This window comes from Asticcacaulis sp. SL142 (assembly GCF_026625745.1).
Taxonomy (GTDB): domain Bacteria; phylum Pseudomonadota; class Alphaproteobacteria; order Caulobacterales; family Caulobacteraceae; genus Asticcacaulis.
In genome coordinates this window covers 432791-446622 of the sequence record NZ_CP113061.1, presented here as the reverse complement: position 1 = coordinate 446622, position 13832 = coordinate 432791, and the positions used below count along the sequence as shown (strand labels likewise).

General features: G+C 55.9%; 10 protein-coding genes. 2 read left to right on the top strand and 8 right to left on the bottom strand.

What is annotated here, in order from left to right:
* Window positions 1–7 precede the first annotated feature (7 nt).
* From OVA03_RS01970 to OVA03_RS01945, 6 genes are read right to left on the bottom strand one after another with little or no spacing between them, the layout of a single operon-like run.
* A complete protein-coding gene (locus OVA03_RS01970; protein WP_267526549.1) occupies window positions 8–1225 on the bottom strand; it encodes an aminotransferase class V-fold PLP-dependent enzyme in 1218 nt (405 codons plus the stop codon).
* Window positions 1215–2249: a SufB/SufD family protein gene (locus tag OVA03_RS01965; RefSeq protein ID WP_267526548.1), complete on the bottom strand. Its 1035-nt coding sequence runs from the start codon at window positions 2247–2249 to the stop codon at window positions 1215–1217. Before OVA03_RS01965 ends, OVA03_RS01970 begins: the two co-directional genes overlap by 11 nt.
* The gene (gene sufC, locus OVA03_RS01960) at window positions 2249–2998 is read right to left on the bottom strand and encodes a Fe-S cluster assembly ATPase SufC (RefSeq protein WP_267527759.1); all 750 of its coding nucleotides are present in this window, start codon (window positions 2996–2998) and stop codon (window positions 2249–2251) included. Before sufC ends, OVA03_RS01965 begins: the two co-directional genes overlap by 1 nt.
* 16 nt (window positions 2999–3014) lie before the next feature.
* Window positions 3015–4481, bottom strand: a complete 1467-nt coding sequence (gene sufB, locus OVA03_RS01955) for a Fe-S cluster assembly protein SufB (protein ID WP_267526547.1) — start codon at window positions 4479–4481, stop codon at window positions 3015–3017.
* Window positions 4481–5626, bottom strand: coding sequence for a cysteine desulfurase family protein (locus OVA03_RS01950; RefSeq protein ID WP_267526546.1), 1146 nt, complete (start codon window positions 5624–5626; stop codon window positions 4481–4483). Before OVA03_RS01950 ends, sufB begins: the two co-directional genes overlap by 1 nt.
* Window positions 5627–5629: 3 nt before the next feature.
* A complete protein-coding gene (locus OVA03_RS01945) occupies window positions 5630–6190 on the bottom strand; it encodes an Rrf2 family transcriptional regulator (RefSeq protein WP_267526545.1) in 561 nt (186 codons plus the stop codon).
* A gap of 231 nt (window positions 6191–6421) precedes the next feature.
* Between OVA03_RS01945 and OVA03_RS01940 the strand changes: the two genes are divergently transcribed.
* The gene (locus OVA03_RS01940; protein WP_267526544.1) at window positions 6422–7066 is read left to right on the top strand and encodes an alpha/beta hydrolase; all 645 of its coding nucleotides are present in this window, start codon (window positions 6422–6424) and stop codon (window positions 7064–7066) included.
* A gap of 6 nt (window positions 7067–7072) precedes the next feature.
* Here OVA03_RS01940 and OVA03_RS01935 read toward each other — a convergent pair whose 3' ends face one another.
* Complete coding sequence (locus OVA03_RS01935; RefSeq protein WP_267526543.1) at window positions 7073–8212, bottom strand: anhydro-N-acetylmuramic acid kinase; 1140 nt, start codon at window positions 8210–8212, stop codon at window positions 7073–7075.
* A 105-nt stretch (window positions 8213–8317) separates the two neighbouring features.
* On the opposite strand from OVA03_RS01935, the gene tyrS reads away from it, so the two are divergent.
* On the top strand, window positions 8318–9577 hold the full coding sequence (gene tyrS, locus OVA03_RS01930; RefSeq protein WP_267526542.1) for a tyrosine--tRNA ligase: 1260 nt from the start codon (window positions 8318–8320) through the stop codon (window positions 9575–9577).
* A 91-nt stretch (window positions 9578–9668) separates the two neighbouring features.
* Here tyrS and OVA03_RS01925 read toward each other — a convergent pair whose 3' ends face one another.
* Entirely contained in the window at window positions 9669–13823 is a 4155-nt protein-coding gene (locus OVA03_RS01925; protein ID WP_267526541.1) for a DUF3971 domain-containing protein, read from the bottom strand.
* Window positions 13824–13832: the final 9 nt, after the last annotated feature.

Sequence of the window (13832 nt, the reverse complement as noted above, 5' to 3'; positions counted from 1 at the left end):
GGTAACCTTACTCAAAAAAACTTTGGGCTTTTTGGACCGCCGCAATCAGAGCGTCGATCTCATCTTCGGTATTATAAAGCGCAATCGACGCCCGCACGGTTGAGGTCACCCCAAGGCGCGCCATCAGCGGTTCGGCGCAATGTGTACCGGCCCTAACCGCTATATTGTAGCGATCAAGGATTTGTGCAACGTCATGAGCGTGCGCCTGCCCCAAAGAAAAGGTCAGGATCGAACCTTTATGAGCCGCATGGCCATGGACCTGCAGGCTATTAATGCCCCGCAAACCCTCATAGGCGCGATCATATAGCGCCATTTCATGGGCAATAGTCGCGTCACGATCAAACTGCGACAACCATTCTATCGCGGCCGTCAAACCGATGACCTCAAGGATCGCCGGCGTGCCCGCTTCAAACCGATGGGGCGGTTCAGTGTAGGTGATGCGATCTTTGCTGACATGGGCAATCATCTCGCCCCCCCCCTGATAAGGCGGCATAGAAGCCAGCAGATCGTACCTGCCGTACAGCACACCTAAGCCCGTCGGGCCGTAAAGCTTATGCGCCGAAAAGACATAGAAATCACAATCCAGCGCCTGAACATCAACCGGCAAATGGACCACGCCCTGACAACCATCAATCAGAACCTTGGCGCCCACCGCATGAGCCTTAGATACAATCTCTGACACCGGATTGATGGTGCCCAAAACATTCGACATATGGGCGATGGCGACCAGCTTGACCTTATCCGTCAACAGTTGATCAAAGGCCGCTATATCGAGGCTGCCGTCATCCAAAATTGGCACCCATTTCAGTATAGCACCGGTGCGCTCCGCCAGCATATGCCACGGTACGATATTGGCGTGATGCTCCATTTCGGAGATTAGGATTTTATCGCCGGCTTTGATGAAAGTGCCAAAACTAAAGGCAACCAGATTGATGGATTCAGTCGCTGACTTGGTAAAGATGACCTCCTCATTGTGCGCGGCATTGATAAAATGCGCCACGGTCTCACGGCCTTTTTCAAAGGCATCGGTCGTTTCATTCGCCAGCGTATGCAAGCCCCGGTGGACGTTAGCGTAGGAGGTCGCCGCATGCGCGCTCATCGCCTCAAGCACCTGACGCGGCTTTTGCGCGCTGGCTCCGCTGTCGAGATAGATCAGGGGCTTACCCTTGATCTCACGCTTAAGGATCGGAAAATCGGCGCGAGCGAGATTGACGTCAAACGCCATAAAAGCCTCCGGCCTTGGCTTCAACGAACTCCAGCACGGCCGCGCGTAGTTGATCGTCGTCAATGGCCTCGATCACCGGCACAATAAAGGCCTGCATCAAAAGACCGCGAGCCGTCGCTTCATCCATGCCGCGCGACATGCAGAAAAACAGCGCATTTTCGTCGAGATTACCGATGGTGTTGCCGTGCGCGCATTGCACGTCATCGGCATAGATTTCCAGTTCCGGCTTGGCACGCACCCGCGCCCCGTCGTTCAAAATCAGGGCCTGATGACGCATACGGGCATCGGTGCCGTCGGCACCCTTTTGCACTAAGATACGCCCTTGAAATACGACCTGAGCCTGATCCTTGACCAGCCCCTTAATGGCCTGCGTCGTCACACCATTGATATATTGATGGTCAAGACGCGTGGTATAATCGAAATGGGTTTTATTCTTCAAAAGGTACGCGCCGTCCATACGCACTTGCGCCCCATGCCCCGCGTGGGTGACATGGCTTTCAAAACGCTGAAAGGCAGCCCCGGTCGATACCACGGTCTGCACATAGTGAGTGTTCGGCGCTGTATCAATTGTTGATTGACGCACAGAGGTGGCCGTTTCTGGCTCATCCATGACCACGACCCGTTCAAGACGTGCACCGTCAGCCAGAGTGAACTCAAGCTCACTGTGAACGGCGTAGTTACCTTTACCTTCGTAGGTCTCAAACAAGATCAGATGCTCACCAGCCGCAAGTTCGATCCGGCCTGTGTTCTGGAACCCGGCTACACCGTCCAGACGCCCGCGCGCCCAGTGCCGCAGCCACAACTTGCCATTCGCCGCCTTAACCGCCGCCTCAAGGCCGCTATAGTCTGCCCCAAAGACATTATGGATATGAAACCCATCCAGCGTCAGGGCGGGGGCCGCGATATCCGTTGAAACCTCAAGCGCGCGCGGCGTGATGCGCAGATGACGCGCCAGATCGGAATATTTCCATTCCTCGTCCCGTCTCGTCGGCCAGGTTATGGGATCGAACAGATCGAACGCCATTATGCCGCCTCACCTAAGTACTCGTCATAACCGCGCGCTTCTAACTCATGCGCCAGTTCCGGCCCGCCGGAATGGACAATGCGGCCATCGACCAGAATATGAATCCGGTCCGGCGTGATATGATCGAGCAAGCGCTGATAATGGGTGATGACCAGCATCCCGCGATCGGGGGCGCGCAAAGCATTGACGCCCTCAGACACGACCTTAAGCGCGTCAATATCGAGGCCGGAGTCGGTTTCATCAAGGATCAGAAACTTCGGCTTGAGCAGCGCCATTTGCAGCACTTCCATGCGCTTCTTTTCGCCGCCCGAGAAGCCCACATTGAGCGGACGCTTAAGCATGTCCATGTCGATTTTCAGCGACTTAGCCACTTCGCGGGTGGTTTTCAGGAACTCAGGCGCCGACATTTCGTCTTCACCGCGTAGTTTACGCTGAGCGTTCAAAGCCGTGCGGATAAAGGTCAGGGCTGGGACACCGGGGATTTCGAGCGGATACTGAAACGACAGATAAAGCCCGGCGGCAGCGCGTTCATGCACGTCCTTATCCAGCAGATCTTCGCCGTTGAGCGTGGCTGTTCCGGCCGTCACCTCATAGCTGGAACGGCCTGCCAGTGTATAGCCGAGCGTCGATTTACCGGCACCGTTAGGCCCCATGATAGCATGGACTTCGCCTGCGGGCACATCGAGCGTCAGGCCCTTAAGGATGGTTTTGTCGTCAACGCTGACGGTGAGGTTTTCAATATTAAGCATTGTCATTATTCTCTTTTTAGCCGACCGAGCCTTCAAGGCTGATGGCCACCAGTTTTTGCGCCTCAACGGCAAATTCCATAGGCAGTTCCTGCAACACATCGCGCACGAAGCCATTGACCAGGAGAGCCACCGCCTCTTCCTGTGACAACCCGCGCTGCATGGCGTAGAACAATTGATCCTCAGACAGCCGCGTGGTCGTGGCTTCGTGTTCAAACTGCGCCTTGGCGGTATCGGCTTCGACATAGGGCACGGTGTGCGCCGCGCAGGTCTTACCGATCAGCAGACTATCGCATTGGGTGAAGTTACGCGCCCCCGCCGCCCGCGCATGGGCAGAGACCAGACCGCGATAGGTGTTAGACGACTTGCCCGCCGATATGCCTTTGGAGATAATGCGTGAGCGGGTATTTTTGCCCAAATGGATCATCTTGGTGCCGGTATCGGCCTGCTGCATACCGTTAGTAACCGCGATCGAATAGAACTCACCGACGCTGTCGTCACCGCGCAGAATGCACGACGGATATTTCCAGGTAATGGCCGATCCGGTCTCAACCTGCGTCCACGACACCTTGGCGCGTGGTTCACGGCAATCAGCGCGCTTGGTGACGAAGTTATAGATGCCACCGCGCCCGTCAGCATCACCGGGATACCAGTTCTGCACGGTCGAATATTTAATCGACGCGTCCTCTAAGATAACCAGTTCAACGACGGCGGCATGAAGCTGATTTTCATCGCGCATAGGGGCGGTGCAACCCTCTAGGTATGAGACGTAAGACCCTTTATCCGCGATAATCAACGTGCGTTCAAACTGACCGGTTTCCGATGCATTGATGCGGAAATAGGTCGACAACTCCATTGGGCAACGCACACCCGGCGGAATATAGACAAACGATCCGTCCGAAAACACCGCTGAATTAAGGGCCGCGAAATAGTTATCTGACTGCGGCACCACGCTGCCCAGATATTTACGCACCAGTTCAGGATGTTCGCGCAATGCTTCTGAAATCGAACAGAAAATCACGCCTGACTTACTCAGTTCATCCTTAAAGGTCGTCACAACCGACACCGAGTCAAACACGGCATCTACGGCATAGCGCGGCGCACCTTCGACACCGGCCAGAACCATCTGCTCTTTGAGTGGAATCCCCAGTTTCTCATAAACGCGCAGCAGTTCCGGATCGATCTCATCCAGCGATTTGGGTGCGACTTTTTGCTTGGGCGCTGCGTAATAATAGAGATCCTGATAATCGACGCGTTTGTAGTTTAGCTTGGCCCAATCGGGCTCATCCATCGACTGCCAGCGCTCAAACGCTTCCAGACGCCATTGCAGCATCCATTCCGGCTCATTCTTTTTCGCAGAAATGAAACGCACGATATCGGCATTGAGACCCTTCGGCGCAAATTCCATCTCGATATCCGAGACGAAACCGTGCTCATAGGTCTCAAGTTTTTGAACCGTATCAATGGTTTCCTTAACGGCAGCCATCAGGCTTGTTCCTTTATATTCAACTTAGTCGACTGGCGGGCGCGAAACGCTTTGTAGCCGCCCGACCACACTTCAAAAAACCGATCCCAGTCCGCAGGCTGGCTAGACCAACCGGTCGATATACGCAAGACCCCGCCCGACAGGTTTTCCAGCCCCATAGCGTTCAGGACACGGCTGTGTTTGACCTTGCCGGATGAACAGGCCGAGCCTGAACTGACGCAAATCCCGGCCATATCCATATGGATCAACTGCAATTGTGACGACCAGTCCGGCACCGCCAGACAGGTGATACCCGGCACCCGCGCCACGTCCCCGCCGATGATACGCGCGTCAAGCTCTTTTAGAGCCGCCTCAACTGCGGTTTGTTGAGGCAACCGCTCACAAAGCTGCACCGCCAAAGCTGCCGCCCCAAAGGCTGCCAGCCCCGCAACATTTTCAGTCCCGGCTCGCAAGCCCTGCTCCTGACCGCCGCCGGTGATCATAGGGATAATGGTATGGTCGCCATTATACACCAAGGCGCCGACACCAACCGGGCCACCAATTTTGTGCCCCGTTAAGGTCAGGCTATCAGCGCCCAACACATCAAAATCAATATTGATTTTTCCCGCCGCCTGCACGGCATCAACGTGCAACCAACCGCCAGCGGCACGGACAATCTCAGCAGCATCAGCCACCGGCTGAATAATGCCGGTTTCGTTGTTGACCAACATCAGCGCCACAAAGGCCCTACCCTCGACCTGCGCCAGCAGCGTTCTTAAGGCCTCAAGATCGGCCAACCCCGATGGCAACAGCGGCCATTTTAGAACCGGCTTACCCACGTAATTCGCAGCGGTGTAAATGCTGTCGTGTTCACCGTCGCTGATGATCAGATGAGTGATGTCCTCACGAACCCGCGCCTGATGCAGCGCCATATTGTTGGCTTCAGTGCCGCCAGATGTGAATATCAGCTTGGCGCCATAACCGCCGACCAGATCAAGCACCTGTGCGCGCGCCTCTTCGACGATCATCTTCGCCCTGCGCCCCAGGCTATGCACGGAGGAGGCATTGGCTCCAAGTTCAAGTGCCGTAAGCATGGCCTCACGCGCCTGCGGCCTGAGCGGCGAGGTGGCGGCATGATCCATATAAAGCACGGTTGAGGCGGACATAGCTTAAGACACCATCTCCTGATCGCGGGCGATCTTATCAATATTGATTTTAACGCCTGCAAATGACGATGGCATATTTAAAGCATCGCCATCCGTCGTTTTACGGGTGCGCTTGAGGATCACGTCGCTCAACGACACCTTCGCCAGATAGTCATGGATGGCGAGGCCCAGATCTTCCCACAGATTATGGGTAAGGCAACGCTGACCGCCAGGCATACAACCGATCTCGCGCGCCGCATTTTCTTTGGAAAGCCGCTTATTAGCCCCAAGCTTATTGGACGTCAGGGCGCAGCGTGTGGCCTTAATCGGCTCATCAACCGCCACCACGATTTCGGCAACAAACAAGGCATCCGATGACCGGGCCAGCGAATAGCCACCACCGGGGCCGCGCGCGCTTTTGACCAGTCCGGCTTTGCGTAAACGGGCAAACAATTGCTCAAGGTAGGACAGCGAAATCTGCTGGCGTTCCGAAATCTCAGACAACGATATGGGCTTACCCTGACCATGCAGCGCCAGATCCGTCATCGCCATCACGGCATAACGCCCCTTGGTTGACAAACGCATATGAAATCCTTCGCCAAAAGCCTGAACCGGACTGTCATTTGCACAAATAGGCGGTGACGGACGGCCACTGACTAAAAATCTGCGCAAACTGAAAACTTTGTGCTATGACCCGCGCAGATAGCGGACAAAATGCCCGACTAATGCGCTAGGTTATTTGGACTTAATAATTCCGACCGCGTTAGTCAAGTAATTTGGCCGTCAAGTTTCGTATATTTGTCACAAGGTGAATTAATGCCCGAAGTCATTCTGGCCGGAGCCGCAGGTCGCATCGAAGCCCGCTATACGCAAGGCAAGACGGAAAACGCCCCGATCGCCCTCATCCTGCATCCGCACCCCAAGGCGGGCGGCCACATGAATAATCCGGTCACGGTGCAATTATTCCACCTGTTCATGACGCGCGGATTTTCGGTTCTGCGCTTTAATTTCCGCGGCGTCGGCAAATCCCAGGGCGAATTTGATGCGGGCATTGGTGAACTGGCCGATGCGGCCACCGCACTCGACTGGCTGCAGGCCAAGAACCCGACGGCGGCGCAATTCTGGGTCGCCGGCTATTCGTTCGGCGCCTATATTGGTATGCAGCTTTTGATGCGTCGGCCTGAGACCGATGGCTTTATTTCAGTATCGCCTCCAACCAATGCCTATGATTTTAGCTTTTTGGCCCCCTGCCCGGCCTCTGGCCTGTTCGTCAATGGCGCCAATGACAGCGTGGTGCCGCCGTCTGAAGTTGACCGCGTGGTGGCCAAGTTGCGCAGTCAAAAAGGCATCGTGATTGATCATGAACTGGTGCCGGACGCGACGCACTTCTGGGTCGATCAGTTGCCTGAAATCGAGCAGCGCGTCGGATCTTACCTCGATAAGCGCCTGTCGGACGCCTGACAACCTTCAGCGGGCGGAGGGTAGATTCAGCCGCCCGCCCGTTAAAGCTTGAGGCACACCGGTCGTTGTGGGGAACGAGATAGGCAAAGACCGCAGTGAGCGCACGGCCATATAGGCAAAGGCCTCGGCCTCGATCGCCCCGCCACGCCAACCGAGGTCTTCGGATAGATAAATCTGGGTTTTCAGATCAAGTTTTGCGCGTAATCTGTTGACCAGATACGTATTTTGCCGACCACCACCGGCCAAAGCAACAGCCTTGGGAGCGACACCCGACATCCGAATGGCGAGCAAAAGACTTTCCAGCGTAAATTCGCACAAGGTTGCCAAACCGTCTTCGAACCCTAAACCCTCGACACCGGCGAGCGTAAAATCATAGCGATCCAGCGATTTTGGGGCAGGTGCTGAAAAATACGGATGGCTGAGATAGGCTGTGACCCGCTCCGGATCCACCGTCCCAAGTGCTGCCCACACACCACCCGCATCATAGTGCCCCCGGCCATGCTTTTGCACCCACTGGTCCATCAGGCCATTGGCCGGCCCCGTATCCATGGCCGATATATCGCCCGCCTCATCAATGACCGTGATATTGGCAACCCCGCCCAGATTGACGATGACCACCGGCAATTCAAGGCCCGCCTGCGCCACCAGAGCGCGGTGATAGACGGGGGCCAGAGGCGCGCCTTCTCCACCTGCGGCCACATCGTTGATGCGGAAATCGGACACCACCGACACATCGGTCAGGTCGGCAAAGGCTTGCCCGTCAAACAGTTGCACGGTACGCCCGGACACACCTGCTTTAGGGCGCTCATGCAGCACGGTTTGGCCATGCACTCCCAGCAGATCGAAATCGCTAAAGCTCAGGCCCTGTGCAGCCAGAAACCCTTGCGCCGAAGCGAAATGGTAATCCGTAATGACCTTACGGGCTTCGTTGAAAATCTCAGGTTCCGGCACACCGCGCGGCCACCCCAGAGCGGTCTTTACCGTGGCTTGGAGCATAGACCGCACATCATCTGGCATGGGGTACTCGGCCCACGGCCCGAAGGTCAGGCGCTGCTCACCATCGGTCTCCAGCACCGCCATGTCTATGCCATCCAAAGATGTGCCGGTCATGAAGCCCAGAACCTTAAACACACCCGTCCCTGACATACGATTCTTCCCTATGGTTTTCGCGCAGGTCTATGTTATGACGCCTTTCCCTTAAGGTCGAGGCCCATTAGTCCCGCTCTTTTTCTCCAACCATTCGATAGAGATATGACCGCAACCAGCTTCAAATCCGATTTCCTCAAAGTCTTGAGCGAGCGTGGCTTCATCCACCAGTGCACCGACGCAGAGGCCCTTGATACGCTCCTTCTTGCGGGGCCGATCACGGGGTATATCGGCTATGATGCTACGGCGTCGTCGCTGCACGCCGGCCATCTGGTGCAGATCATGATGCTCTATTGGCTGCAAAAGACCGGCAATAAGCCGATCGTGCTCATGGGCGGCGGCACCACCAAGGTTGGCGACCCGACATTCAAGGACACTCAGCGCCCGCTTTTGACCGATGAGCATATCCAGTCGAACATGGACGGAATCAAAAGCGTGTTCAACAATTTCCTGACCTTTGGGGACGGCAAAACCGACGCCATCATGGTCAATAATGACGACTGGCTTTCGGGCTTTGGCTATATCGAGTTCCTGCGTAAGTTCGGCACGCACTTCACCATCAACCGGATGCTGACCTTTGATTCGGTCAAGCTGCGCTTAGAGCGTGAACAGCCGATGACCTTCCTTGAGTTCAACTACATGCTGATGCAGGCGGTCGATTTCCGCGAACTGAACTCAAACTATAACTGTACCTTACAAATGGGCGGCTCCGATCAGTGGGGCAATATCATTAACGGCGTTGAACTGACGCGCCGGATAAATCAGTCGGCCGCGTTTGGGCTGACGACACCGCTGCTGACGACTGCATCAGGCGCCAAGATGGGTAAAACGGTTGGCGGGGCTGTGTGGCTCAATGCCGATGCGCTGAGCCCCTATGATTACTGGCAGTACTGGCGCAATGCCGAAGACGCCGACGTCGGTAAGTTCATGCGTCTGTTCACCGACCTGCCCATGGATGAGATCGCCCGCCTTGAAAAGCTGGAGGGTGCCGAAATCAACGAAGCCAAGAAAATCCTGGCCGATGCCGCCACCCGCATGGTTCACGGCGAAGCGGCGGCAGCTACCGCCCGCGACACCGCCCAGAAAGCGTTTGAGCAAGGTGTGCTGTCCGCAGACCTGCCGACGGTTGAGGTGGAAAACTCAACCCTTGAGGCCGGGATCATGCTGGCGGCCTTGACGACTCAAATCGGGCTTACCCAATCCAACGGCGAGGCCCGCCGTCTGGCTCAAGGCGGGGGCCTGCGCGTCAATGACATCGCCATCACCGATGGCAACCAGAACATCACTTTGGCCGACCTAAATCCGGACGGGGTTATCAAGATCAGTCAGGGTAAGAAAAAGATCATTCTGGTTAAGCCTGTCTGATCAAATTTCGGGGTTTGGGGGCATTGCCCCCAAGCCTTTTTAGAACGCGCATTTGGTTCCAAAAACCGCTGCACACTTTTTGGAATGCGCTCTAATCTTTCTTTTTTCGCTCATCCGGCAGGTTGAGCGAAGGGATTTCGTCCTCAAAATCCTTATCAAACCACTGCCGCAAGAAACCAGGTATGACCAGCGAGAACGGATCGACCTCGACCTGCGGCGTCGGCGGACGCCCCCGGACGCGGTATCTTAAGCCCACCAGCCCCTGCCCCTTTTTTGCTACGTCCCCAAACATGGAATTGACGGCATAGACCGGCAGCAGGCTGCCACGATAGTCGATATAGTTATTATCGCGATCGAACGTGCCCCAGACATTGATGCCAACAGCCTCGCCCTTGGCGTAACCGTCCTTAATGAACAAAAGCTGGTCGCTTACCCGATAACGCACAGGCAGTTCATACTCATCAAAGGTAATGCCTTCGCCGGTCAGGGTATTGGCCAGCCCCTGCAATGACCCTACCGTCAGCAATTGCGCCAGTATAGGGATCTGGCGCACCTGAATATGCTCACCGCTGATCGTGGCATCGACCTGGCCGCAGGTAAATACCCCCTTGATCTCGGTTTCACCCTGATGAACCTGAGTGGTCGCAAAGGCCGTTTTCAGAGCGTCACCGGTATCGGCAATTTCCCCCTCAAAGCGGCTATAGGCGGGCTGCCCCGCCGTATCGGCCTTAGCTTCAAATCGAATAAGGCTGTTGTTTTCTGTACGCGTGTTTAAGCTTCCATCAAGGCTATTAGCCCCATCCCAATCCATATTGATTTTAACGTCATGAAACGCGCCGTCGCGTGAGAGTTTCAGCGTTTGCACATCCGCCACCAGACGGGTCGGCACTGCCGGAGACGGCGAGGCCGGCACGTCCGTCGGCTGATCGTGGGGAATATCGGCCACTATGGGCGGAGTCTGGTCTTTGGCCTTCGGCATAAGCCAGGGGCGCAGGTCAAAGTAACGGCCGCTTGCCGATATCAATCTTGGCCCGCCCTGCGACGCCTCATAATATTTGACTGAACCCTCCGCTAAGTTTTTCAGATAAACCTCTGACAAATCAGCAAATTCAATCTTGCCATCGCCATCCAAAGAGGCGCGCCCCTCCAGTTTTACCGACGCCCCATTGCCATAGATGCGCGCGATGTTCATACCTTGCCCAGCACCCTTATCGTCAATCTCAAAGGCGAAATCGGCAGCCTCTCCGGCGGGCTTAACCCAATCACTACCCAACACCTTAAGCTCGGCGTCCTGAGCATAGACATTGACCACGGTTACGTTGCGGTCGCCGCGCCGGTAAAGACTGGTGACCACATCGGCCTGCCCCGTCAGTGTCAGACGATCATGGGTATAGCCCAGCAGCGTCAAAAGCCCGTCATTGACGCGGGTGCGTATCTGGGCCTGATAACCGTTCGATCCGACAATACTGTCCGGCACCGTAAAGTCGATAATATGGCCTTTCAGATCGATCTGCCCGCTCATGGCCGCCCCGGTTTGCAGCCACTGAGCCTTGGCATCGATAGTTTCCGACGGCTTGAAAAAGGCTTCGGGCAGCCCAAGTGATGCCCAATCCTGCGGCGCAATTTTGGCGGTCAGGGTGCGCGCAATATCGTCGCTGGCATCGCGCTTGGCCCAACCGAGTTTCGCCTCAAACTGATCAATCCGGATAAGCGCCTCACGGGTTTGATCGTCGAGACCGATGTTAAGACTAAGCCGCCTTTGGGTTCTAAACAGCGGTAATCCGTTCAGCCCCAGATCGCGGGCGTCATCCGGTGTAATCACAGACTGATAAACCAGCCGAGGCTTTGCGCCCTCGATATAAGCCAGATCCCCGGAGAACGCCTGCGCCTGAATTTCACCGCTCCAGATATCGCCGGACCGGATGAGCGATACCTGGGTGGGCACTTTCGGGCCCAGGTGCTGAATGAACGGCAGGCCTTGCGCGGCCATGCCTTTAGCGTCCGTTTCACCGCGAATAGTTACATGGTTCGGGCGTTCATCCGTGCCTTCCCACGCCACATCGCCGTCAAATATGCCTGAGCGTATGTGACCTGAACCTTGCGTGCCCTCATCGCTTCCGCCGGTCAGGATGAACTCGCCTTCAATCGGCACCGGCTTATCCGGCGCACCGCCGAACGGCTCAGCATCAAACTGCCCTTTGAAAGTCACCTTGGGGTCGGTCTTGTCAAAGGCCGTGTGATAGGCGATTTCGCCCCGGTATGGGCCAAGCACGCCCGGCCCCGACGCTACAATCCGGTTAGCGCGCAAATCACCGTCAACACGGATCGTCGCGTCCGTCAGATCCCACCCCAGCGCGGCCTGCTTCAGGGACGCATCGGTCAGGTCGGCATTGAAGGTCAGATCAAACGTGTCTGTACTCAGGTTCTGAAAGGTCGGGAAGCGGATATCAACGCGCACATCCGCCTGACCGCTAAGACGTTCACGGTTAAGACCGTTCTTCGCCAGATCGCCACCGGCGATAGGATCAACCGCTTCGATCACATCGACAGCATCAGCCTGCGCTTTGATCCAGATGTGGGTCAGGCTGCCTCTGCCTGAGCGACTGGAGTGGAAGCTCGGCACCAGCACCTGCCCGTCCGTGATCGCCGCCTTATCCAGCCAGCCGGATTCAACATCCAGATCAAACCGGCTGCCCATCAGCACAGCATGGCCCTTGAGGCCCGTTCCGTCCTTAAGGCGCGGATCAAATTCGATCGTCGCATCCCGAAAATCAAAATCGAGCCGCAAGTCCTCATTGCGCAGATTATCAGCCGTCAGATATCCTGGCGGTGCTGACAAGGTGAAATCAGCGTTAGATAAGGTGCCAACCTTAATCCGATCGATCAGGTTCAGCCGCATTTCACGCGTCAGACCTTCGGGCCAAAACGCAAAGACGGTTTCTTTGGTAAAATCACCGTCGATTCGGGCCGTCAGATTGGCCCCCAGTCCCTTATCGTCCGCATAAAGCCGCCCTTTGGTGGTCACAATTGCCCGGTCGAGGCGACCGCGGCCGGACTTGATGAACAATTCTTCCGTTTCCGGCGAATAGGCGCCGACAAAATGTACATCGTTTAAGGTCTGAACCCTAAAATCGTCAGCCAGTTTTCCGGTCGCCTTTGGCCCCTTGAAATCAAAATCTATCAGAAGTTTCCGGCCGACCTTCGCATCAGACGGCCAGATCTTGACATGACCAAACAGGTCCGCTTCCAGCATTGGCGACACCACTCGAAAGCGCTTGAAATCGATGCGTTTCGTGCGGCGGGCATAGGTGGCCACGACATTCATGGCCTCAAACGATTGTTTGGATTTTCCGAAATCGTAATAGCCCTTACCGGCTGAGATATCGAGATCGGTCGTCTCAAAGCCGTGGCGGGCGCTGTATTTCACGGTGCCAGTGCCGTTGACCGGCGCATGAAATCCGGCCATCGGTCGGGTCATGCCTACCGACGGAAATACAGCCGACGGGATAAGATTGCTGATCTGGGCCTCAATGGCTGCGGTTTTCAGGCCTTCGGTCGCACTGGCCCGCGCCGTCAGTTTCGATATTTGATTTCCACTTTTGATCGATAGCCCCAGATTGGCACGGATACGGCCTTTATGCTTTGTATAGTCGATACTGCCAATATCCGCCGACCAGGCCAGATTGGAATTGACCTGACGCAGATCAAGGCGACCCTGACGCAGGGCAAACTGGCGGGTATAGCTGATGGGTGAGCCTAGCTTCTCCGGCCCGACCAGTTCACGGAACAGCCGATCAAGCGCTACACCACCGCGCGCCTGCGGCTGCCCCTTAGCCTCATATCCCAATTCATAACGCCCGCGCTCAGATACCGTCGCCGCCAGAAAAAAATCTCTGGCCGTCAGACGCGCGGGCGCGATATGCAAGGCAAACAGACTATCGATCGCAAGGGCCGCTTCAAGGGATTTAGCCGACGCCACGACACGCTTCTTACTGTCGCGAATAGTCAGCCCTTCAAAACGCCACCCCAACGCATTGGCATCATGAAACCACACCAGATCCATGTGACCGATATCGGCCTTATGTCCCGGCAAGGCATTTTCCAGTCGCGAAATAATGATCGGCTTAAAATTATCAAGTCTGACCGGCGCCGAATATATACGCAATCCACCCGCGATCAGGCACAGGCCCGACAAAACGGCAAGACTTAACCGCCAGCGCTTTTTCACAAGGCGGGTTAAAGGCATCACAAAACT